Annotated in this window: 18 protein-coding genes; 8 read left to right on the forward strand and 10 right to left on the reverse strand. The window is 62.7% G+C overall.

Going from position 1 to position 21,368, the window contains the following annotated elements; all coding sequences use genetic code 11:
• Window positions 1-5 precede the first annotated feature (5 nt).
• Window positions 6-1,190 carry a patatin-like phospholipase family protein gene (locus tag M6D32_RS15175; RefSeq protein WP_298257542.1) on the forward strand — a complete coding sequence of 395 codons (1,185 nt, stop codon included), beginning with the start codon at window positions 6-8 and terminating at the stop codon, window positions 1,188-1,190.
• Entirely contained in the window at window positions 1,187-1,975 is a 789-nt protein-coding gene (locus tag M6D32_RS15180) for a 3-hydroxybutyrate dehydrogenase (RefSeq protein ID WP_298257543.1), read from the forward strand. The genes M6D32_RS15175 and M6D32_RS15180 overlap by 4 nt, the downstream gene beginning before the upstream one ends.
• 133 nt (window positions 1,976-2,108) lie before the next feature.
• Here M6D32_RS15180 and M6D32_RS15185 read toward each other — a convergent pair whose 3' ends face one another.
• Together M6D32_RS15185 and M6D32_RS15190 are read right to left on the reverse strand one after the other, a co-directional pair.
• The gene (locus M6D32_RS15185; RefSeq protein WP_298257545.1) at window positions 2,109-3,491 is read right to left on the reverse strand and encodes an oligosaccharide flippase family protein; all 1,383 of its coding nucleotides are present in this window, start codon (window positions 3,489-3,491) and stop codon (window positions 2,109-2,111) included.
• Window positions 3,492-3,571: 80 nt separating this feature from the next.
• Window positions 3,572-4,435, reverse strand: a complete 864-nt coding sequence (locus M6D32_RS15190) for a protein-disulfide reductase DsbD domain-containing protein (RefSeq protein ID WP_298257617.1) — start codon at window positions 4,433-4,435, stop codon at window positions 3,572-3,574.
• 141 nt (window positions 4,436-4,576) lie between these two features.
• Here M6D32_RS15190 and M6D32_RS15195 point away from each other — a divergent pair, with 141 nt between their 5' ends.
• The gene (locus M6D32_RS15195) at window positions 4,577-5,245 is read left to right on the forward strand and encodes a YqgE/AlgH family protein (RefSeq protein WP_298257547.1); all 669 of its coding nucleotides are present in this window, start codon (window positions 4,577-4,579) and stop codon (window positions 5,243-5,245) included.
• A gap of 86 nt (window positions 5,246-5,331) precedes the next feature.
• Here M6D32_RS15195 and M6D32_RS15200 read toward each other — a convergent pair whose 3' ends face one another.
• The 3 genes from M6D32_RS15200 to M6D32_RS15210 all read right to left on the reverse strand — a co-directional run bounded on the left by M6D32_RS15200 (window position 5,332) and on the right by M6D32_RS15210 (window position 9,642).
• Complete coding sequence (locus M6D32_RS15200; protein ID WP_298257549.1) at window positions 5,332-6,219, reverse strand: TauD/TfdA family dioxygenase; 888 nt, start codon at window positions 6,217-6,219, stop codon at window positions 5,332-5,334.
• Window positions 6,220-6,372: 153 nt separating this feature from the next.
• The gene (locus M6D32_RS15205) at window positions 6,373-8,040 is read right to left on the reverse strand and encodes an SGNH/GDSL hydrolase family protein (RefSeq protein ID WP_298257551.1); all 1,668 of its coding nucleotides are present in this window, start codon (window positions 8,038-8,040) and stop codon (window positions 6,373-6,375) included.
• Between the two features lie 213 nt (window positions 8,041-8,253).
• A complete protein-coding gene (locus M6D32_RS15210; RefSeq protein ID WP_298257553.1) occupies window positions 8,254-9,642 on the reverse strand; it encodes a lytic murein transglycosylase in 1,389 nt (462 codons plus the stop codon).
• Between the two features lie 193 nt (window positions 9,643-9,835).
• Between M6D32_RS15210 and galU the strand changes: the two genes are divergently transcribed.
• Together galU and M6D32_RS15220 are read left to right on the forward strand one after the other, a co-directional pair.
• Window positions 9,836-10,711 carry a UTP--glucose-1-phosphate uridylyltransferase GalU gene (galU, locus tag M6D32_RS15215; RefSeq protein WP_298257555.1) on the forward strand — a complete coding sequence of 292 codons (876 nt, stop codon included), beginning with the start codon at window positions 9,836-9,838 and terminating at the stop codon, window positions 10,709-10,711.
• A gap of 125 nt (window positions 10,712-10,836) precedes the next feature.
• The gene (locus M6D32_RS15220; RefSeq protein WP_298257557.1) at window positions 10,837-11,121 is read left to right on the forward strand and encodes a hypothetical protein; all 285 of its coding nucleotides are present in this window, start codon (window positions 10,837-10,839) and stop codon (window positions 11,119-11,121) included.
• Here M6D32_RS15220 and M6D32_RS15225 read toward each other — a convergent pair whose 3' ends face one another.
• A complete protein-coding gene (locus M6D32_RS15225; protein ID WP_298257619.1) occupies window positions 11,122-14,025 on the reverse strand; it encodes an EAL domain-containing protein in 2,904 nt (967 codons plus the stop codon).
• A 470-nt stretch (window positions 14,026-14,495) separates the two neighbouring features.
• Complete coding sequence (locus M6D32_RS15230; RefSeq protein WP_298257559.1) at window positions 14,496-15,491, reverse strand: NAD(P)H-quinone oxidoreductase; 996 nt, start codon at window positions 15,489-15,491, stop codon at window positions 14,496-14,498.
• Between the two features lie 102 nt (window positions 15,492-15,593).
• On the opposite strand from M6D32_RS15230, the gene M6D32_RS15235 reads away from it, so the two are divergent.
• Both M6D32_RS15235 and M6D32_RS15240 read left to right on the forward strand, forming a co-directional pair.
• Entirely contained in the window at window positions 15,594-15,785 is a 192-nt protein-coding gene (locus tag M6D32_RS15235) for a DUF1192 domain-containing protein (protein ID WP_298257561.1), read from the forward strand.
• A gap of 386 nt (window positions 15,786-16,171) precedes the next feature.
• Window positions 16,172-16,684: a DUF1465 family protein gene (locus M6D32_RS15240; protein WP_298257563.1), complete on the forward strand. Its 513-nt coding sequence runs from the start codon at window positions 16,172-16,174 to the stop codon at window positions 16,682-16,684.
• Between the two features lie 88 nt (window positions 16,685-16,772).
• Here the strand turns inward: M6D32_RS15240 and rpmE are convergent, their stop codons facing one another.
• Complete coding sequence (rpmE, locus tag M6D32_RS15245; protein WP_298257565.1) at window positions 16,773-17,000, reverse strand: 50S ribosomal protein L31; 228 nt, start codon at window positions 16,998-17,000, stop codon at window positions 16,773-16,775.
• Window positions 17,001-17,367: 367 nt separating this feature from the next.
• On the opposite strand from rpmE, the gene M6D32_RS15250 reads away from it, so the two are divergent.
• Window positions 17,368-19,239, forward strand: a complete 1,872-nt coding sequence (locus M6D32_RS15250; protein ID WP_298257568.1) for an ABC transporter ATP-binding protein/permease — start codon at window positions 17,368-17,370, stop codon at window positions 19,237-19,239.
• A gap of 426 nt (window positions 19,240-19,665) precedes the next feature.
• On the opposite strand, the gene M6D32_RS15255 is transcribed toward M6D32_RS15250, so the two are convergent.
• Together M6D32_RS15255 and M6D32_RS15260 are read right to left on the reverse strand one after the other, a co-directional pair.
• Entirely contained in the window at window positions 19,666-20,115 is a 450-nt protein-coding gene (locus tag M6D32_RS15255; protein WP_298257570.1) for a GNAT family N-acetyltransferase, read from the reverse strand.
• Between the two features lie 109 nt (window positions 20,116-20,224).
• Complete coding sequence (locus M6D32_RS15260; RefSeq protein WP_298257572.1) at window positions 20,225-21,256, reverse strand: peptidoglycan -binding protein; 1,032 nt, start codon at window positions 21,254-21,256, stop codon at window positions 20,225-20,227.
• Between the last annotated feature and the right edge of the window lie 112 nt (window positions 21,257-21,368).

The raw sequence follows: 21,368 nt of genomic DNA on the forward strand, positions 1-21,368 counted from the left end.
TGGATTTGACATTCGCTTCTGATGCAACGTCGGCAGCAACGCCCGCTAAGGCCCAGCGCGTGCTGGTCCTGCAAGGCGGCGGCGCGCTCGGTTCTTATCAGGCCGGGGCGTATCAGGCGCTCAGTCATTTCGATTTCGAGCCGGACTGGATCGCAGGCATCTCGATCGGCGCGGTCAATGCTGCGCTGATTGCCGGCAACGAGCCCGCAAAGCGGATCGAAAGGCTCAAGGAGTTTTGGCAGACGGTATCCTCCGCCGCGCCGTGGGTTCCAGTTCCGATCACAAAAGGCGAGCAGGAGCGATCGTTCTATAATGAAACCAGCGCAGCGCTGGTTGCGACCTTCGGCGCGCCCGGCTTCTTTGCGCCGCGAATACCGCCGGCGCCGCTATGGCCGAAGGGGAGCCCGGAATCGGAGAGCTATTACGACACCTCGCCCTTGCGCAGGACGCTGGAGCGGCTGGTCGATTTCGACCGCATCAACGATTTGAAATGCCGGCTCAGTGTCGGCGCGGTCGGCGTGACCTCGGGCAATCTCCGGTATTTCGACAATGTCGAATTCAAGAGGGTCGGGAAACGGATCGGCCCGGAACATATCATGGCTTCCGGCGCGTTGCCGCCGGGCTTTCCGTCTATCGTCGTCGATGGCGAGCATTACTGGGACGGCGGCATCGCCTCCAACACACCGCTCGACTTTGTGCTGGACACCGAGACCGACGACGATCTCCTGATTTTCCAGCTCGATCTGTTCAGCGCCCGCGGGCCATTGCCGCAATCCATGCTGGAAGCCGCCGAGCGCGAAAAGGACATTCGCTTTTCCAGCCGCACGCGCATGTCCACCGACAAGAATCGCGAGCTTCATAACACGCGCAAGGCGGTGCGCGACCTGATCGACAAGTTGCCGGACGATCTGAAAAGCGATCCTTCCGCGGTCTACTTGCGTGAAACGACGCGCGAGAACGCCGTCACGGTGGTCCACCTGATCTACCGGAGCAAGAATTACGAGACTTCCTCGAAGGATTACGATTTCTCTCACGTCGCCATGGTCGAGCATTGGGAAGCGGGCGTGCGCGACGTCCATCGCTCGATGCAGCACAAGGATTGGCTGGAGTGGCCGCAAAACGGCGAGACCATGGTGACTTACGATCTCTTGGGCGATGAAAGTCCCCCCAAAAAGGAGCAAGCGAAATGACCAATCTGAAAGGCAAGACGGCGGTAGTGACCGGTTCGACTTCCGGCATCGGGCTCGCTTATGCGCGCGCATTCGCGGGCGCCGGCGCCAATGTCGTGATCAACGGTTTTGGCGCGCCGGCCGATATCGAAAAGGAACGCTCCGCCATCGAGGCCGATTACAAGGTCAAGGCGGCCTATTCGCCGGCCGATATGACCAAGCCGGGTGAGATCGCCGACATGGTTGCGCTCGGCGAAAAGACCTTCGGTTCGGTCGACATCCTCGTCAACAATGCCGGCATCCAGTTCGTCTCGCCGATCGAGGAGTTTCCGATCGAGAAATGGGACGCGATCATCGCGATCAACCTGTCGTCGGCGTTTCACGGCATTCGCGCCGCCGTGCCGGGCATGAAGAAGCGCGGCTGGGGCCGCATCATCAACACGGCGTCCGCCCATTCGCTGGTGGCCTCGCCTTTCAAGTCGGCTTACGTCTCGGCCAAGCATGGCATCGCCGGCCTCACCAAGACGGTGGCGCTCGAGGTCGCGACCTTCAAGATCACCTGCAACTGCATCAGCCCCGGTTACGTCTGGACGCCGCTGGTCGAGCGCCAGATTCCGGATACCATGAAGGCGCGCAACATGACCAAGGAGCAGGTCATCAAGGACGTCTTGCTGGATGCGCAGCCGACGAAAGAGTTCGTGACTTCGGAGCAGGTCGCGGCACTGGCGCTGTTCTTGTGCGGCGACGATGCCGCGCAGATCACGGGCGCCAATCTCTCGATCGACGGCGGCTGGACGGCGGAGTGATCGGCTCTTCGTGTCATGCCCGCACTTGATCCGACTTGATCCGGGCATCCATCCATATTGATGCGTTTTCGATGGATTGCCGTGTCATCTAGCGCGAAGACGCGCTTCGCGCTTTTGCCCGGCAATGACAAGTTCAGGACCGTTTCCCAAACGCCAGCACGTGCAGCCCGAGCCGTTGGCGCACGATGTAGAACAACAGCACCGTCTCGAAGGCAAGCGAGATCGAAGTTGCCGCCGCAGCCCCATAGCCGCCGAAGCGCGGCACCAGCGCGACGCAGGCCACGACGTTCAAGACAAATGACAGGCCATAGGCCAGCGCGCACACATATTGGTGGCCCAGCATGTTGAGCAGTCGCTCGACCGGGCCGACCGCAGCTCGCACCACGAGGCCGATTGCGGCTACGAACATGATGTCGTAGCCGACGACGAATTTCGGTCCGAACAGCCAGAGCAGCGGCTTGCCGAGCGCGAGCAGCAGGATGGTCGCGGCGAGCGAAGGCCAGAACGTCCATTGGATGGCGTGCGCGACATAGGCCGAGAGCCTCTCGCGATCGCCGAGCGCGTGATATTCGGCAAAGCGATGTGCTGTCGTCGCCGACATCGCGTAGTGGATGAAGGAAACCAGCGCCAGCGTCTTCACGACCGCAAAGTAGACGCCAACCTCTTCCGAGGAACGGAATTGCTGCAGCACCAGCACGTCGGTGTAGGACAACAGCAGATAGAAACCTTCGACCATCAGGATCGGCAACGAAATCGAAAGCCAGGAGCCGATGTCATAGGCCTTGGGACCGGGCGGGATGTGGCCGGCGAGGCGCCGGTTCAGCATCACCATCTGGCCGATCATCGCGATCCAGACTGCAGCCGCGCTGGCCAGCATCGCGGTCGTCGCGCCAAGACGGAAGCCGAGTACGAATATCCCGGTGGTGACGCCGATGATCAGCGCCTGACGAACGATGAACTGCGGCATCAGACCGAGCTGCATCCAGTCGTGCGAGCGTGAGATGCCGTCCTGCGTGTTGGCGACAACAAAAGGAGGCAGCGTGGCGCAGCCTATGTAGAGCGGAACGATCTCGCTTGCTTCGAGCCAAGGCGAGATCAGCTTGACGAGCCCGGCCAGGAGCAGGGAGACAATCGAGGAAACGGCAAACGTGATCCAGCGGCTGCCGGCCAGAAAGCCGCGCAGCAGCGCATGCTCGCCGCGCGCACGGTATTCCGGAATGATCTTCTGGGCCGAGGAGGAAATGCCGAAATCCATCATGCTGCCGAGCAGCAGCACCCAGGTCCAGACATAGACATAGACGCCGTAGTCGGAGCCGCCCATCCAGCGCGCGAGCAGAACCTGCGCGAGATAGGCCAGCGCTGCGCTGAGCACGCGGATGATGAAGATCGTGCCCGCCAGGCGCCGGGTCAGCGAGGCTTCGCCGGAGCCGCCAAGCAAATTGCCCGGCAGCGATCGCAGGCGCGCGATCGGGCCGTTCGGCACGTTGGATGCGGTTTGGGTCTCAATGGCCGCCACGAGGAATCCGGAAGTAAGAGCCGCAGAGCAGCGGCCATGCTCCCCTATCAACACTTCGTTAAGATTCGGTTGGGCGAAACCTAATCCAGATTGATATTGAACTCGTAGGAACGATCGCTGCCGACCAGCGTCAATTTGAGCGCCGCGCCTTCCGGGTTGGTTCCCGGCGGCACGCCGTCGAGGGCGAAGGCAAAGCGTTTGACGCCTGCCGGTCCGTGTTCGAGAAGTTTCGGCACCGGCAATCCCCAGTCCGGCGTGGGACCTTCGACAAACAGATTGACCGGCTTGTTGTCGGGCGAGACCACGTCGACCAGAACCTTCGACTTGCCCTCGCGCTCGATGTCGCGAATGGTGAGCGGGTTTGGATCGCCAACCGATGCGGGCTTCGGAACCGTATCGAGCGCAGCAAACAAGACGCTGTCTTCGGTAGAAGCGACACTTGCGAATGTAAGCTCCGTGCTTGCCTCGACCGGAATGCAGATCTTTTCGCATATCGCGTAATTGATGTTGGCGCGAAGCGTTACGGGCTTGTCGTTGCTTTTCGGCACGATGCGTAGCGGCAGCACCACCTGGCCGTGATAGCCGAGCGAGAAGCCGCCGGCGCCGTCGTCGAATTTCGTGGGTGCCGGCCATAGTACGGTCACAGCTTCGATATTCTCCGACTTGGAAAAATCGAAGCGTGGCGGAACGCCGGAATCGCCAGAGGTACGCCAGTAAGTTTTCCAGCCAGGATCGAGCTGAACCGCGATGCCGCCGAGCAGCACCGATCCGCTGCGCGATCCCGCGAGCAGCCGCACCGCTGCGTGCGGTCCCTTCTGCCAGGGCGAAGCGTCCTGGGCCTGTGCCTCGATCGGCGAAAGCGAACTCAGCGCAGCCAGGGCAAAGAGAGCCGCTGACCGTGAACTTCGGCGCGCCAGCGCGCGCCCGATGCGGGTGGGAACCATCGCGTCCATAAAGCGTCCTTAACCCCAAGCGTGATTGCAAGCCATTGAATTGCTTGTGATGCAGGCTGAAATGCGGCCTGAGCTTGATTGACAGCGCCGGGCCCCAATATCAGGATGGACGGTAAAGGCGAGTCTTTGCGGATGAGTTCTGAAGGCAAAAAAGCCAGCTTTCGGCCCAGAACTGTTCGTCGCGACGTGGTTGGCGGCGGCACCGGCGAAAGCGAAGGCGAAGGCGGCTATCTCGACGGCCGGTTGTTGATCGCCATGCCTGTGATGGGTGACCCGCGCTTCGAGCGTTCCGTGATTTATCTCTGCGCGCATTCGGCGGAAGGGGCGATGGGCATCATCGTCAACCGTCCGGCAGGCAGCATCGATTTTCCCGGTCTTCTGGTGCAGCTCGACATCATCAAGAAAGCCGATCAGATCAAGCTGCCCGAAAATGCCGAGACCCTGAAGGTGCTGAGGGGAGGGCCGGTCGAGACCGGCCGCGGCTTCGTGCTGCATTCGGCCGATTTCTTTATCCAGGATGCGACGCTGCGCATCGACCACGATATCTGTCTCACCGCTACCGTAGATATTCTCAAGGCGATCGCCAAGGGTTCCGGACCGAAGCATGCGATCCTGGCGCTCGGCTATGCCGGCTGGGCCGCAGGCCAGCTCGAAAGCGAAATTCAGGACAATGGCTGGCTGCATTGCGACGCCGACCCGGATTTGATTTTTGGTGGCGACGTCGGTGAAAAATATACCCGCGCGCTGCGCAAGATCGGGATCGATCCCGGCATGCTTTCGAACGATGCCGGCCACGCCTGACTTGCTGGATGCGCGGGAAAGGCGAGCGGAAGCGACGCCGTTCTTCGAACGGCTATGCCCGCGCATGACGAGTTCAATTACAAAAATTACTCCGCCGCCTGTTGGGCGACGGTGGGCTCGGTGCCGGCCACCGTGGCGCGGCGCATGTCGCGCGGTTGCGACTGGTCGTAACGGCGCACGCGATGCATCGTCTGCCGGTTGTCCCACATCACGAGGTCGTGCAGCGTCCACTTGTGGACGTAGACGAACTCGGCTTGCGTGGCGTGCTCGGTGAGGTCGCGCAGCAACAGCCGTGCCTCCGGCACGCTCATGCCGACGATCGCGCCGGCATGCGAGGACAGATACAGCGATTTGCGGCGATGCACCGGATGAGTGCGCACCAGCCGCTGCCGGACCGGCTTGAACATCTGCTTTTCTTCCTCGCTGTAATCGAGGAAGCCGAGCGAGCCGCGCGAATACATCAGCGAGTGCTCGCAGATCATGTCATCGATCTCGGCCTTGGTGTCGTCGTCGAGCGCGTCGTAGGCCGCGCGCATGTCGGCAAATTCGGTGTTGCCGCCCTTGGGATTGACGACGCGCGCCGAAAGCAGGGAAAACTTGGCCGGGATCGGCCGGAACGAGCTGTCGGAATGCCAAAGGCAGTTGCCGAGATTGAACAGGTGGGTGCGGTGATCTCGCGGCAGCGGCTTGCCGTCCTTGCCGAGATTGGAGACATCGTTGAGGCCTGAGGTGAGGCGGTAGTCTTCGCGCTTGGTGACGGTGCCGCCACGCGCATTCTCGCGTTCACCAAAATTGCGGGCAAATATCAGTTGCTGGTCGTCCGTGATGTCCTGGTTGCGGAACAGGAGCACGGCGTATTTGTCCATGCCCGCTTCGATATCGCGGGCTTCTTCTGCCGTGAGGGGTTTTCGCAGATCGACGCCGGAAACCTCGCCGAAAAAGTGCGGGTGAAGCTGGCGGATCGTCACGGTCATGGTGGTGCCTCCCTGAATCGCGGCTGGCGGGTAGCGAATGCCAAATCCACTCCACTCTGCAGCTTCGCTGCCGTCTTTCAGGAGAAGGCTACTCGCGGTCGGCACGAAGTCAACGCACGGCCCTCGCGCAGATCGCGGGACAGGCAAGCGAATTTATTGCGCGATGCTGCGCGGCGGTACGGATGCAGACCGGCCCACATTCGCCGGTGGCCGCGGCGCGTTCGGACCGGGGGCGGTGCGGGGCGCCGGCTGGACTTGCCGCGGCTGCGGCCGGCCGCCAAGGCCGAAGAAATTGCGCAACGACGGCGACGCCGCTTGCGGGTTAGACTGAGCGTTCGCCGGCCGCTTCTGCTTCGGTGACGGCGCGGGCTGCGCGGCGGCAGGCGCGCCTTCCGGAGCGGTCGAGGCCACCGGCGTGTCCCCCTTGGCCGGTTCGCGCGCGATTTCCCGGCGCGGCCAGGCGAAGTCGTCGGCGCGTCCAGCGGGGGGTGACAGCGGTTCGCCCTTTACCAGGGTGCGCGCCACGAGCGCATCGACCGCCGCGGGGCGAGATCCCGGGCCGCCCAGCAACTGGTCGGTGCCCACCGACGAGGCGACCAGCGGTATAATAGGTCCGGCCAAGGGGCGCGGCGCCGGCTGGCCGGGCTGTGCATTGGCGTCGGGTGTTGCCGGTTCGCTCGGCAGGGAAACCGGTGCGGCGCGCGATGCCATGAGGCGCGTGATTTCACGCTCGGCATAATGCGCAAGCTTTCGCGCGCCGGCCTTGGTGAAATAGACGCCGTCATAGGAACGCAGGCGCCGGATCTGGCCTTCGAAGTCAGGGCCCTGTTGCAGGAAGCGCCCGGCCTCATCGACGAAGCCATCCCAGACGTCGACATAGGTGATGCCGGCCTTGGCCGCGGCGTCGCGATAGAGCGAATCCAGGAACAGCGCATCCGAGGTTGCTTTCGCGCCGCGCACGGCGGGCAGGCCAACCCAGATCACCGGCACGCCCTTGGTCTTCAGGACGGCGATCATCTCGTCGATCTTCTTGTTGTAGAGTTCGGTCCAGCGATCGTCGCGGAATTCGACCAAGCCATTCGCGGTGCGTCCGCTTCTTTCCGGCGCGGCGACCGACGGAGTTTCGCTGTTCTCCTCATCCTGCGGCAATTCAGCGTCGAGTGTTTTCTCTTGAGGCTTGTTCTCCTGGGGCTTGCCGGCGTCGGGTGCCTCGCCGGGTCTGCGCGCTTCTTTCTTGTCGTTCTTCTTTTCGGCCGCCTTGTCGCCGCCTTTGGCGTCGGATTTTTCCGCGGCCGGTTCTCGCATCGCAATGCGGTCGTTGAGGCCGAGCATGACGACGATCACATCGGGCTTCTCGGTAGCGAGAATCGTTTTCGCCGCCGCCGCCCAGTCGGCCGGTTCGCCCTTGGGCTGGTAACGGATCAGGCCGGAGACCGTCTTGTGCCGACGGATCACGCCCATGTCCGGCTGCTCGTTGTAGGCGTCCTCAAGCCCATAGGCGAGCCAGTCTGCCATGGCATCGCCCAGCACCAGCACGTTGTGTTCGGGCACCGTCTCGCGCTTTTCCGCCGGCGGCGCCCTGGAGTAATTCTCGACGCGCTTGGGCGCCTCGTGCTGGAAGGGGGCGAAGAAGTCACCGCCGAACCAGCCACCAGGTCCGCGCTGCGCCGGCGCGGCCTGCCGCGGCGGGCCGCCGAAATTGAAGAAAAACTGCGCCGATGCTGGCGCGGTGATGGCGACGAGAAAGCCGAGCACCACGGCCAGCACGGTCCACGGACCGGCATCGGCAAACAGCCGCAACAGGGGTCGTTTCTCTCGCATCAGGCTCGGCCGGAAATCGGTGCTTCAGTCAACGTGGATAATAACAAAATCGGGCTGCACGCGGGCAGATTTCGAATAGCCCCGGCCCACCCCAGGCTACCATTCAAGGTTCGAAGACAAGACGGTAGAGCACGATCCAGTTCCTGGGGGAACCGGTTTTCCCGCTGCTATCCCGTGAAAGGGCCAAACAGGGTTATTTGTGAGTCGGAAAGATCAGTTCCTGCGCAGCCGATCGAGCATTTCCGCGGAAGCAAATCCATCGGCTGGGGCCCCGATCGAGGCCTGGAAGCTGCGCAGCGCCTCCCGGGTCTCGCCGCCGAATTGGCCGTCGGGCGTCCCGCGATAAAATCCGCGCTGCGCCAGCAGTTGCTGCAATTCCAGCCGTTCGGCGCGCGACAATTCGCGTTCCTGCCGCGGCCAGGCCTGCACGAAGGGCTGTCCGCCGCGAAGCCGGTCGGCGAAGTGGCCGATCGCGAGCGCATAGGCCTCCGCGGGGTTGTATTTCATGATCACGCGGAAATTCGGCAGCATCAGAAAGCCAGGGCCTTCGGCGCCGGCCGGCGCCAGCAGGTAGGCCTTTTCGCTCGACACCGGGAAGGCCTGGCCGGTGGCGCGCTTGAGGCCGAGATGCTCCCATTGGGCGAGCGGCATCATCTTGGCGCGGTCGGCCAACATGTAGTTGAAGTCCTTCGGCACCACGACCTCGTAGCCCCAGGTCTGGCCGGTCTGCCAGCCATCCTTTTTCAGGTTGTTGGCAGTCGAGGCGATCAGATCGGCCGGATCGTCGACGACGTTGCGGCGGCCGTCACCGTCGGCATCGACCGCATATCGCTTGAACGCGGTCGGCATGAATTGCGTCGGCCCGAATGCGCCGGCCCATGAGCCGCGCATCTGGTCGACGCTGAGATCGCCGTGGTGCAGGATTTCCAGCGCCGAGAGAAACTCGTTGCGGAAATAGTTCTGGCGTCGGCCGATGCAGGCCAGCGTCGCGGTCGATTGCAGCACGCTGCGATCGCCCATCTGGGTCGAATAATTCGATTCGATGCCCCAGATCGCGGCGACGATGTAGCGGTCGACGCCGTAAGCCCGTTCCGTTGCGTCGAACTGCGGCTTGTACGTGGCGAGAATTTCGCGGCCCTTGGCGAGTCGGGCATCGTTGACCAGGATGTCGAGATAGTCCCAGACCGACTTGGTGAATTCCGGCTGCGAGTCCAGGAGATCCATGATGCGCAGATCGGGGGTGAGCCCGGCCGTGAAGCGCTGAAAACTCTCTTGCGGGATGTTGCGCCGCGCGGCGTCCGGCCACATCGAGGCGATGCAATTGTCGAAATTCGCGGCCGCCTCGCGGATGGCGCTCGCGGTCATCAGCGGATGGCCCGAGGCGCCGTCCTCTCCGCTCCACGGCAGCGCACCGCCGCTCGAAACGGACTGACCCGGCGCGGTCGAGCCGGTCTGATCCGCTTTTGAAGACTTGAAGATATTGCCAAGAAAATCGAGTGGGCCGCTGGCCGACTGGGCGGTTGCCGGCGCCGACCAGAGCAGTGCGGCGGCGAAAATCGCGGCGTCGGCTTGTCGCACCGGCCGTTTCACTTGTCGTGTCATGTCCCACTCGCAACAGCCGTCCAACCGCTTTCAGGAGGCCCGGCCACCGTTTCGAATAGCTTAACAAAAGCGCTTTTTTTGCGTCAGTGTCCGGATTCCGACCGGAACCGAAAGGCCCATATCGGCCTTTGTTCTCGGCTGCAAACCAGCTACCAAGCGTTGTTCCCTCAGCTTTCAAGGCAGTGCCATCCCTATGAAAATCCGCAAAGCCGTCTTCCCCGTCGCCGGCCTCGGTACCCGCGTGCTGCCCGCCACCAAGGCGATGCCGAAGGAGATGCTGACCATCGTCGACAAGCCGCTGATCCAGCATGTGGTCGACGAAGCCAGGGAAGCCGGGATCGAGCACTTCGTCTTCGTCACCGGCCGCAACAAGGGCGTGATCGAGGATCATTTCGATCGCATGTACGAGCTGGATGCGACGCTCGCCGCCCGGGGCAAGAAGGCGGAAATGGAAATTCTGGCCCGCGACCAGCCGGAGGCGGGCGCCATGAGCTTCACGCGCCAGCAGGCGCCGCTCGGCCTTGGCCATGCGGTGTGGTGCGCGCGCGATATCGTGGGCGATGAGCCGTTCGCCGTGGTGTTGCCCGACGAACTTGTGCTGCACACGCCCGGATGTCTGGCGCAGATGATCGAGGCCGCAAGCAAGCTCGGCGCGAAATCCAACCTGATCGCGGTGGAAGCCGTGCCTGACGAGCTCACGCATCAATACGGCATTTGCGGCGTCGGCAAGCGCAACGGCAAGGTGTTCGAGGTGGACGGAATGGTCGAGAAGCCGGCGAAGGGCACCGCGCCATCGAACCTCTCGATCACCGGGCGCTACATCCTGCAGCCGGAGATCTTCAAGATCCTCGAGACGCAGGAGCGCGGCGCCGGCGGCGAAATCCAGCTCACCGACGCGATGATCGGTTTGTCGAAGACGCAGAAATTCTACGGCGTAGAATTCGAGGGCGAGCGGCACGACTGCGGCTCGAAGGCCGGATTCCTGCGCGCCAACATCGCCTTCGGCATGGCGCGGCCCGAGTTGCGCGAGGGCTTGCGCGCGGAGATGAAGACATATTCCGCGAAGTGAAGGCAGGAGCGCTGCGCGCTCATGCCGTCATTCCGGAGCGGTCATATCCCTGCGCCGTCCAAATCCGATTGCTTCCCTCTTGTCAGAAGCAGGCGCCGAATTCTTGTCCGAATCCCAGTGATCGAATGACCCAATATGACCCTTTGCGCGACTATCTGAAGCGACAGAAGCTGGCTGAATTTATGCTGAGTTTCGAGGAGATCGAGGCGATCATCGACGCAGCGCTGCCGCGCGCGGCGCAGCGCGCCTCCTGGTGGGAGACGCTGCGCAGCCCGCAGGAGAAGATGCCACAGCGCGAGGCGTGTCTTGAGGCCGGCTACACCGCGACGAGGCTGCCGGACGGCAAAAGCGTAAAGTTCAAGAAGATGCCGCGCGACAAGCGTCTTCCGCGTGAAAGCGAAGAGCCGTAATCAGCTCGCCGCTTCCAGCCGGACTTCGGTCAACAGCCGCATCGCGGCGTCGGCATCCATTGGCTCGCCGAAGGCAAAGCCCTGTGCATATTCGCAGCCGAGCTGGTAGAGCTCGACCGCGTCGGAATCGGTCTCGGCGCCCTCGGCGACCACGTCCATGCCGAGGTCGTGCGCCAGCGCGATGATCGATTTGAGGATCACCGGACGGGTGCCGCGGCTCGTGGTGCGCACGAACGACTGGTCGATCTTGATGGTGTCGAACGGGAAGCGCTGCAAGTAAGCCAGCGACGAATGGCCGGTGCCGAAATCGTCGAGCGAAAGGCCGGTGCCCAGTTCGCGGATGCGCGTCAGCATTTGCGCCGCGTGCTCCGGATTCTCCATCACTAAGGATTCCGTCAACTCAAGCTTGAGCGTGCCACGCGCCAGCGACGAACGCGACAGCACGGTGCGGATGTCGTGGATCAAATCGTGGCGGAGCAGCTGGCGCGAAGAGACGTTGACGCTGGCAAAGATCGGCTCGCGCGAACGCATCGCGCGCTGCCAGACCGCCAATTGTCGCGCCGTCTGGTCGAGCACGAAGGTGCCGAGGTCGATGATCAGGCCGGTTTCCTCGGCAATCGTGATGAATTCGCTCGGCGACATCCGCCCGAGCTTCGGATGATCCCAGCGCGCCAACGCCTCGAAGCCGGCGATCGAGCGATCTTCCAGCCGCACGATCGGCTGATAGAGGATCGTGATCTCCTCGCGCTCGATCGCGCGGCGCAATTCGCTCTCCAGCGTCAAGCGGTCGGTCTTTCGCGCGCGCATTGCGGGCTTGTAGACATCGATGCGGTCGCCGCCGATCCGCTTGGAGTGATACATCGCAAGCTCGGCATCCTTGATGATCTCGTCGGTGAGCTGCGTCTGCGGGTCGGAGAGCGCAAGGCCGATGGAGGCGGTCAGGAAAATCTCGCGGTCGTTGAAGGCGATCGGCGCGCGGATGGTCTTGCGGATGGTTTCGGCAAAGGCGGTAATGCGCGCGGGATCCTGTTCCGACATCAGGATCAGGCCGAACTGGTCGCCCGCGAGCCGCGCCAAGGTGTCCTGCGGCTTGAGGATGCGGGTCAGCCGCCGTGCCAGCGTCAACAAAATGGAATCGCCGACCGCAATGCCGACGGAATCGTTCACCTGCTTGAAGCGGTCGAGGTCGATCACCATCAGCGTCGGCCGCAGGTTAGGCATGGTCTTGGCGAGGTTGGCCACCGCGTTGAGGCGGTCCATGAACAGCTTGCGGTTTGGCAATCCCGTCATATTGTCGTGAACCGAATCGTGGAGCATGCGCTCTTCGGCGTTCTTGGCTTCGGTGACATCGGTGAGCGTGCCGACCACGCGCGAGACTTCGCCATCGGAGCCGACGACGGGGCGGGCCTTCAGCGCAAACCACATGAAGTGCCCGTCCGGCGTGCGCAAGCGGAAATCCTGCACCAGGCGGCCGCGGCGCTGGTCGAGCACGCTGTCGAGTGCCGCGCGGAAGCGGTCCTGATCGAGCGGGTGCAGCACCTCCAGCCACTTGGCCGCCGGGCCTTCCAGCGTGCCGCGCTTCAGCCCGAGCAGGGTTTCCGTCTCGGGGCTGGTGAAGACCTTGTCGGAGGAGACGTCCCAGTCCCAGATCAGGTCGCCGGAGCCAGCGAGCGCCAGCGCGCGGCGCTCGACGTCGGACACGATGCCCGTGGTGGCGCCACCGCCGGCGAAGGCGTGCTGCATCACCGTGAAGCCGATCAGCATCACGATCAGGACGAGGCCGCCGAGCAGTGCGGGGCCGACGATATCGTTGGTAACGCTGCCGGCGACCGTCAGGCCGGCGGCGATCACCCAGACGACCAGCAGGAACCAGGTCGGGATCAGCAGCACCGCGCGATCGAAGCCGTGCGTCGAGAGATAGACGATCAGCGCGAAGCCGGCGAAGGCGATCATCACCAGCGACATGCGCGCGATGCCCGAGGCGACCGCGGGGTCGAACAACGCCAGCGCGACCAGCGAGCCCAGGAACGCCAGCCAGCCGACGGTGATGTGGGAGTAACGTACGTGCCAGCGTGAAAGATTGAGATAGGCGAACAGGAACACCAGAAGCGTTGCGGCCAAAATCGCTTCGCCGCCGGCGCGCCACACCCGCTCGGCGTTGTTCGACATGTCGAGCACCTTGCCCCAGAAGCCGAAGTCGACGCCGATATAGACCAGCACCGCCCAAGCGAGCGCGGCGGCAGCCGGAAACATGATGCTGCCCTTGACCACGAACAGAATGGTCAGCACCAGCGCCAGCAGGCCGGAGATGCCGATCACGATGCCCTGGTAGAGCGTGAAGGAGTTGACCTTGTCCTTGTAGGCGTCAGGTTCCCACAGATAGAGCTGCGGCAGCTTGTCGGTGCGCAGCTCCGCGACATAGGTGACGACAGCGCCTGGATCGAGCGTGATGCGGAAGATGTCGGCGGTCGCGCTTTCCTGCCGCTCCGGACGGTCACCGGTCGAAGGCGTGATGGTCGCGATGCGCGACAGCCCGAGATCGGGCCATAATATTCCCGAGGACACGATGCGATAGTGAGGCGCCACGATCAGGCGATCGAGCTGGTCGTCGGTGTTGTTGGCGAGCGCAAAAACCACCCAGTTCTGGCCGCCTTCGCGGGCGCGGACTTCGATGCGGCGAACGATGCCGTCAGGGCCGGGTGCCGTGGAAACCTGGATGCGATCGTTGTCGCTATGCTGATGTTCCAGTACTGCCGTCAGGTCGATGGCCGACACGTCGCCGCGGACGCTGACCGCGTCGACAGCCCACGCCGGCGTGGCCGCAATCATCATGAGGCCCAGCAAGAGTGCCGCCGATTTGATTCGAATCAGGGACTTCAAATCGAAAAGCGGCACTCCAAACATATGTTTGCTAGTGCCCATGGCTTTCCGAAGTTCGTGAATTGAACGTGCGGCGACGCGCGGCGAACTTCGGAAAGCGGGCACGAGCCGCTGCCAGGCACCTGATCAGACGCAATGTCGGTTCTCCGCGGTCGAGACAAATCGCGGGCGTCACCACAGCCCGTGCGCGTCGGGATAGATGACACGAATGCGAAGGAAATCAAAGGGTTTCTAGTGTCCCGGTTCTGACATTCGTATCATATCGCGGCAGGCACTTTTACGAATGTCAGAACCAAAGGGACACTAGCAACTATATGATTCTAGTGTGGCTTTGACTCTGACGTTCCTTTGAGGAACTCGCTGCAAGATTGAAAGGAACGTCAGAGTCGCCACACTAGTGTGGTTTAGGGATTTGACACTCGCCTTGAGCACGCGCGGCGACACTGAAGCGAATGTCAAATCCACCACACTAGCCGCGTGATCGGCTGCGAGCGTCAAAGCTCCAACACAATTTTGCCAATATGTGCGCTGGTCTCCATGCGGCGGTGCGCATCGGCTGCCCTTTCCAGCGGGAAAGTGCTGTCCATCAAGGGTTTGATGCGGCCTTCTCGCAGCAACGGCATCACCTTCGCCTCGATGGCGGCGACCATGGCGGCCTTATCCGCATTACTATGGGGCCGCAATGTCGAGCCGGTATGGTGCAGCCGCTTCACCATCAGCCGCGCGATATTGGCGGTGAACTTGGCGCCGCCAAGCGTAGCGATCTGCACGATGCGTCCGTCGGCTGCCGCAGTCTCATAATTGCGTTCGACGTAGTCGCCGCCAACCATGTCGAGGATGACATTGGGACCGCCCGACGTCAGCGATTTGCAGGCGGCGACGAAGTCCTCGGTCTTGTAGTTGATGGCATGGTCAGCGCCGAGCCTGAGGCAGGCATCGGCCTTGTCTTTCGATCCGACGGTGACGATCACCTTGGCGCCGAAGGCTTTCGAAAGCTGGACCGCCATGGTGCCGATGCCTGACGAGCCGCCATGGATCAGGATCGTTTCGCCCGCCTGAAGTCCGCCGCGCTCGAACACGTTGTGCCACACCGTCATCAGCGTTTCCGGCGTGGCGCCGGCTTCCAACATCGACAGCGAGGCGGGGACCGCCATCGCCTGTGCATCCTGCGCAATGCAATATTGGGCGTAGCCGCCGCCGGCCACCAGCGACATCACCTTGTCGCCGAGCTTGTGCCGGTTGCTGCCCGCGCCAAGCGCGACCACTTCGCCCGCGACTTCGAGGCCGGGCAGATCGCTCGCGCCGGGCGGCGGCGGATAGGAGCCGGAGCGCTGCGCCACGTCGGGCCGGTTGACGCCGGCGGCTTTGACCTTGATCAGGATTTCGTCGGGTCCAGGTGCCGGCACCGGGCGCGCCTCGGGCAGTAACACTTCCGGTCCGCCGGGCTTGCTGATCGCGACGACGGTCATTTGCGAAGGGACTTTTTCCATGATTTGTCCTTGGCCAAGCGTTAGAATTTTCGGGAAACCGGCACCTGATTAGCCAGCGGCGTCCGGCCTTGCAACCGGTCGCCTCAACGAGGAGAAACGCGCATGCCCGTCGAAGATGACGACCGGCCGAGGAAGAAAATCAGCCACGAGATCGGTCAGGACCTTTCGCTGCTCGCGGTGGAAGAACTCACCGAACGGATCACGCTCTTGAAATCCGAAATCGATCGTTTGCAGGAGGCCGCCACCAGGAAGCGCGCCTCCAAGGACACGGCGAACAGTTTCTTCAAGTCGTAGATGAAGAAACGGCCGCTCGGCCATTGGCCGACATGGCAAACAAACCCTAAAAAAATTCGCTCGTTTACGGTCGATTAAGCTTTCTCAGGTATGACTTGCAGCGTCCTCTTTGGACACCGAGTGGCTCCTGTCCACTCTGTTTGACGCCTCCCTGTTATCAACTTCAAAAGCCGCCGGAAACGGCGGCTCCTTTTTTGCGCGTTTTCCGTCACATAGCTTCGCTTTACGAGAAGTTCCTGCAACGTTCGCGTCAGCTTTGCGACAGGTCGCTGGAAACCATAATTTGGATTGCGGCTGGACACTCGAACCCGCGTGCGCAATGATTTGTTCATCATATTTTTCCGGCGCTTGGAGCCGGCGGTGAATAGTTGCGTGAGGCGTTTTAGATGTCGGAACGGTCGCAAGGCGAAACCCCGCTTGTCCAGTTCAGCGAGCGGCTGACCAATTCGGCGGCATTCGGCACCTTGTTCCGCGAAGGCATGGATCTGGTCGAGGAGACCGCCGCCTATCTCGATGGCGACGGGCGCACCGAAGCCAAGGCGCTCGAGCGCTCCGTCAGTCTCACTTACGCGACCGAAAGCATGCGGCTGACCACCCGCTTGATGCAACTCGCCTCATGGCTGTTGCTGCACCGTGCGGTCAAGGAAGGCGAAATGACCTTGACCCAGGCCAATCGCGAAAAGACCAAGGTCAAGCTTTCGGCGGCCGATCCCGGTCCGGACGAGATGATCGAAAAGCTGCCGGAGCACTTGCAGGGCCTGATCGGTCGCTCGATGGCGCTCCAAGGCAAGGTGCGCCGTCTCGACGCCACGATTCACGCCGCTCCCGCCGAGCGCGCCCCGATCGGCAATCCGCTGGTGCCGCAGCTCAACCGCCTGAAGGCAGCGTTCGAACAGTAATGCTCACGCCGAAAACGGCGGACCGACAAAAAAACGCCCCTGCGTTCGAAAGCAGGGGCGTTTTGCATTCCAAAGCGAATGAGCCGCTTCAATCCTTCTTGAGGAAGCCGGAAAACTTCTTCTGGAACCGCGACACGCGACCGCCGCGGTCCATCAATTGCTGGGTGCCGCCGGTCCAGGCCGGATGCGACCTCGGATCGATATCCAGGTTCAACCTGTCGCCTTCCTTGCCCCAGGTGGAACGCGTCTGGTACTCGGTGCCGTCGGTCATAACGACCGTAATCGTATGATAATTCGGGTGAATTTCCGCTTTCATGGCAGGTCCTTCGGCGCGCCGGCGCCCATATTCGTTTGTTGCGGTGTCGGATTTGGCCGGGTCTATAACGCAAGCGGACCCTCAAAACAAGCCGAGGACAGCGGATTTGGGGCCCGTCGGAGGCCGCCGGTTTTAGGGATTTGCCAGTAACCGTCCTCGTGTCCCCGGTTCTGACATTCGTATCGTCATGCGGCTGGTTCTTCCACGAATGTCGGAACCAGAGGGAGACGGGCAAAATATTGAATTCCAGCGTGGTTTAGGATTTGACATTCGCTATCTAAGGACTCGCGGGGCCTCCGACGCGAATGTCAAATCCACCACACGGGTGGCCCTAATCTTGGGGGTGGAAAACGGGTGGTTTGAATTCATGAGCGCAGTGGAACGGCTTGAAGACCGGGGCGAACCAACGGCAGCGGAACATGGGGCCGCGACGGGTGCCCCGCTCGAACCGGCGGCGTCGATCGAAACAGGTCCGACTGCGCCGCCCACTGAGCGCACCGCGCGGCTGCGTCCGCTCCTCGCATTGTCGCCTTATGTGGCACGCTATCGCGGGCGGGTGGCGCTTGCCTTCATCGCGCTGACGGTCGCTGCGATCACCACCTTGATCGTGCCGCTCGCGGTGCGTCGGATGATCGACTTCGGCTTCACGCCCGAAGGTATCGCCCGCATCAACAGCTATTTCAGCGTCATGATCATCGTGGTCGGCGTATTGGCGCTCGCCAGCGCGTCGCGCTATTACCTCGTCATGACGATCGGCGAACGCATCGTCGCCGATTTGAGGCGCGATGTATTTGCGCATCTGATGCGGCTGTCGCCGGCCTTCTTCGATTCCTCGCGCAGCGGCGAATTGATCTCGCGGCTGACCGCCGACACCACCCAGATCAAATCCGCCGTCGGCGCCTCGGTCTCGATCGCGCTGCGCAATGTCATGCTGTTCATTGGTGCGACCGCGATGATGGTGGTCACCAGCCCAAGGCTCTCCGGCTTCGTGCTGCTCGCCATTCCCCTGGTCGTGCTGCCGCTGATGGCGTTCGGCCGCTGGGTGCGGCGATTGTCGCGCACCGCGCAGGACACTCTTGCGGATGCCAGCGCCTATGCGTCCGAACTCGTCGGGGCGATCCGCACCGTACAGGCCTATACCGGCGAGCGGCTCGCGAATATGCGTTTCGGCGGCGACGTCGAGCAGGCTTATGCGGCCGCCCGCAACTCGACGCGGGCGCGCGCGGTACTGACCGCAATCGTGATCTTCATCGTCTTTACCAGCGTCGTGATCATCCTCTGGATCGGTTCCAACGACGTCGAGGCCGGGCTGATCAGTCCGGGCCGGCTCGGCCAGTTCGTGCTCTACACGGTGTTTGCCGCGACCGGCCTCGGCCAGCTCAGCGAAGTCTGGGGCGAAGTTTCGGCAGCCTCTGGCGCGGCCGAGCGGTTGTTCGAAATCCTGCGCGTGAAGCCGGAGATCACGGCGCCAGTTTCGCCGCGCCCGCTGCCCGAACCTGCGCGCGGCGATGTCAGTTTCGAGAACGTCAGTTTCGCCTATCCGATGCGTCCAGGTATTTCGGCGATCGAGGGCGTTTCGTTCTCGGTGCGCGCCGGCGAGAAGGTCGCGATCGTCGGGCCTTCGGGTGCCGGCAAGAGCACGCTGTTTCATCTGTTGCTGCGCTTCTACGATCCGGCCTCCGGCACCGTCTCGGTCGATGGTGTGCCGATCCGCAACTCCGATCCCTCCGACGTGCGCAAACGCATCGCGCTGGTGCCGCAGGATCCGATCGTGTTCGCGGCAAGTGCCGGCGACAACATCCGCTTCGGCCGGCCGGAGGCGAGTGACGCCGAGGTCGAGCGCGCCGCTGATCTCGCGCATGCTTCGGAATTTCTTCGTCGCCTGCCAGGCGGCCTCAACGCGCCGCTCGGCGAGCGCGGCGTGACGCTCTCGGGCGGCCAGCGCCAGCGAATCGCCATCGCGCGCGCGATCCTGCGCGATGCGCCGCTGCTCCTGCTCGACGAAGCGACCTCGGCGCTCGACGCCGAATCCGAGACGCTGGTGCAGACCGCGCTGGAAGAATTGATGAGCCACCGCACCACGCTCGTGATTGCGCACCGCCTGGCGACCGTTCTGTCCTGCGACCGCATCCTGGTGATGGATCAGGGCAAAATCGTCGAGCAGGGCACGCATGCTTCGCTGGTTGCAGCCAACGGCCTTTATGCGCGGCTGGCGCGGCTGCAGTTCGAGGGGGCGTGACGAGAAGGAGCTATCTGCATTTCGGCGACAGCATCGGCACGTTCGCCCACGCCCAGTTCTTCCATTTGCCATCTTCGCCGACGCAAGGCGTCTTCCCGCTATCGGCGGAAACATCAGGGGGACCATTGGCGGCGAGGGACGGCCGATCGGTCGCATCGTGCCGGTCGATCGATCGGACCGAAACAATTCCTGCGAAAGCAACAGCGAGGAAAACCGCCGAGCCCTTTGCAAGTTCACTTCGCGTCATAGGCTTCCCCCCGCGCTAGTGGAGTGGATTTGACATTCGCTACCAACGTGGCCGCAAATTCTGGAAGCGAATGTCAAATCCTAAACTCCACTAGAAACATATTTTTGCTAGTGGTCCTTTGATTCTAACATTCGCAAAAGTGCCTGCTGAGAAGGGGTGCGAATGTTAGAATCGGACCACTAGGGTTTCCACGCCATCTTCAGGACCGGCCGGCCCGACGTCGGATTGACGTCCTTGCCTGCATGGACAAAGCCGTTGCGCTCGTAGAAGCGGATCGCGCGGGCGTTGTCAGTGTTGACCAGCAGCGTGATGGAACCGGGCGACAGCCGCTTGGCTTCATCGACCAATGTACCCGCGATGTTCGAACCCCAGCGGTTGGGCGTGACCACGAGCTGATCGAGATAGGCCTGTGCGTCGATGGTCACGAAGCCGACCAGCGTGCCTGCTTCTTCGGCGACGATGATCGCGGCGTTTGGCACCAGCTCATTGCGCCAGCGCCCGCGCCACCATGGCAGACGCGCGGCAAAATCGATCGAAGGATAGGTCTGGCGCCAGCTCTCCAGCCACAGCGCAATCGCGGCGTCTTCGTCGTCAGTGCGATAGGGGCGGAGGGTGAGGGGCGCGGTCATCGTTTCCCGGGCGAGTGGCGCGAGGGCACTGCCCGAGCAAAGCGAGACCCGGGACCCATCTGGATCCCGGTTCGCGCTCGCCTTGGCTCGCTGGGCCGGGACACGAGGACTACTTCTCCGTCAGCTTCAACTCGATGCGGCGGTTGCGGCGATAAGCCTCTTCGGTGTTGCCGGGATCGAGCGGCTGAAATTCGGCAAAGCCGGCCGCGACCAGCCGCTGCGCGGGGACGCCGAGTGAAATCAGGTATTGCACCACCGAGATCGCGCGAGCCGACGACAGCTCCCAGTTCGATTTGAACTGTGGGCTGTTGGTGATCGGCCGTACGTCGGTGTGGCCGTCAACCCGCAAGACCCAGGCGATTTCGCTCGGGATCCGCTTGTCGAGGTCGATCAGGGCGCTGGCGACCTTGTCGAGTTCGGATTTTCCTTCCGGCAGCAGCGTCGCCTGTCCGGTGTCGAAGAACACTTCGGACTGGAATACGAAGCGGTCGCCGACGATCCGGATGTCCGGCCGGTTGCCGAGAATGGCGCGCAGCCGTCCAAAGAATTCCGAACGATAGCGTGACAATTCCTGCACCCGCTGCGCCAGCGCGACATTCAGCCGCTGGCCGAGATCGGCGATGCGGCTTTGCGATTCCTTGTCGCGGCTCTCGGAGGCTTGCAAAGCTTCTTCGAGCGCGGCGAGCTGACGGCGGAGTGCGCTGATCTGCTGGTTCAACACCTCGATCTGGGCCAGCGCGCGCGACGAAACCTGCTTTTCCGAATCGAGCGCCTTGTTGAGCTCGTTGGCGCGGCTGGTCGCGTCGTTGCCGGCTCCCGCAAGACCCTCATAAAGGCCCTTGACGCGGTCGCGTTCGCCTTCGGCCGCCGCCAGGCCGGCGCGCATCTGCGAAAGCTGATCCGTGAGGTTGACCTTGCCGAGCTTTTCCATCGACAGCATGTCGTTGAGCTCGGCGATCTTGGCGTTGAGCTGTTCCAGCGCCTTATCCTTGCCGGTCACCTCCTGCGACAGGAAGAACTGCACCACCAGAAACACCGACAGCAGGAACACGATCGACAGCACCAGCGTCGACAGCGCGTCGACGAAGCCGGGCCAGTAATTGAAGGCGCTTTCGCTGCGCCGTGCGCGGGCTAGGGCCATTCGGTTGTCTCCGCTCCTCTCGTGTCCCGGACGCGGATGCAGCGTGCAACGCTGCTCCGCAGAGCCGGGACCCATACTGACTTGTGGGCCCCGGCTCCGCAGCGCATCGCCG

Source organism: Bradyrhizobium sp. (assembly GCF_027307225.1).
Lineage (GTDB): Bacteria > Pseudomonadota > Alphaproteobacteria > Rhizobiales > Xanthobacteraceae > Bradyrhizobium.

Bases quoted from the DNA above. Each gene is read 5' to 3' on its own strand.
- M6D32_RS15195 (WP_298257547.1), top strand. From the start codon at position 4,577: ATGAGTTCTGAAGGCAAAAAAGCCAGCTTTCGGCCCAGAACTGTTCGT.
- M6D32_RS15240 (WP_298257563.1), top strand. From the start codon at position 16,172: ATGTCGGAACGGTCGCAAGGCGAAACCCCGCTTGTCCAGTTCAGCGAG.
- M6D32_RS15260 (WP_298257572.1), bottom strand. From the start codon at position 21,256: ATGGCCCTAGCCCGCGCACGGCGCAGCGAAAGCGCCTTCAATTACTGG.
- M6D32_RS15230 (WP_298257559.1), bottom strand. From the start codon at position 15,491: ATGGAAAAAGTCCCTTCGCAAATGACCGTCGTCGCGATCAGCAAGCCC.
- galU (WP_298257555.1), top strand. From the start codon at position 9,836: ATGAAAATCCGCAAAGCCGTCTTCCCCGTCGCCGGCCTCGGTACCCGC.
- M6D32_RS15205 (WP_298257551.1), bottom strand. From the start codon at position 8,040: ATGCGAGAGAAACGACCCCTGTTGCGGCTGTTTGCCGATGCCGGTCCG.
- M6D32_RS15250 (WP_298257568.1), top strand. From the start codon at position 17,368: ATGAGCGCAGTGGAACGGCTTGAAGACCGGGGCGAACCAACGGCAGCG.
- M6D32_RS15190 (WP_298257617.1), bottom strand. From the start codon at position 4,435: ATGGTTCCCACCCGCATCGGGCGCGCGCTGGCGCGCCGAAGTTCACGG.
- M6D32_RS15180 (WP_298257543.1), top strand. From the start codon at position 1,187: ATGACCAATCTGAAAGGCAAGACGGCGGTAGTGACCGGTTCGACTTCC.
- M6D32_RS15235 (WP_298257561.1), top strand. From the start codon at position 15,594: ATGCCCGTCGAAGATGACGACCGGCCGAGGAAGAAAATCAGCCACGAG.
- M6D32_RS15200 (WP_298257549.1), bottom strand. From the start codon at position 6,219: ATGACCGTGACGATCCGCCAGCTTCACCCGCACTTTTTCGGCGAGGTT.
- M6D32_RS15225 (WP_298257619.1), bottom strand. From the start codon at position 14,025: ATGTTTGGAGTGCCGCTTTTCGATTTGAAGTCCCTGATTCGAATCAAA.
- M6D32_RS15255 (WP_298257570.1), bottom strand. From the start codon at position 20,115: ATGACCGCGCCCCTCACCCTCCGCCCCTATCGCACTGACGACGAAGAC.
- M6D32_RS15220 (WP_298257557.1), top strand. From the start codon at position 10,837: ATGACCCAATATGACCCTTTGCGCGACTATCTGAAGCGACAGAAGCTG.
- M6D32_RS15210 (WP_298257553.1), bottom strand. From the start codon at position 9,642: ATGACACGACAAGTGAAACGGCCGGTGCGACAAGCCGACGCCGCGATT.
- rpmE (WP_298257565.1), bottom strand. From the start codon at position 17,000: ATGAAAGCGGAAATTCACCCGAATTATCATACGATTACGGTCGTTATG.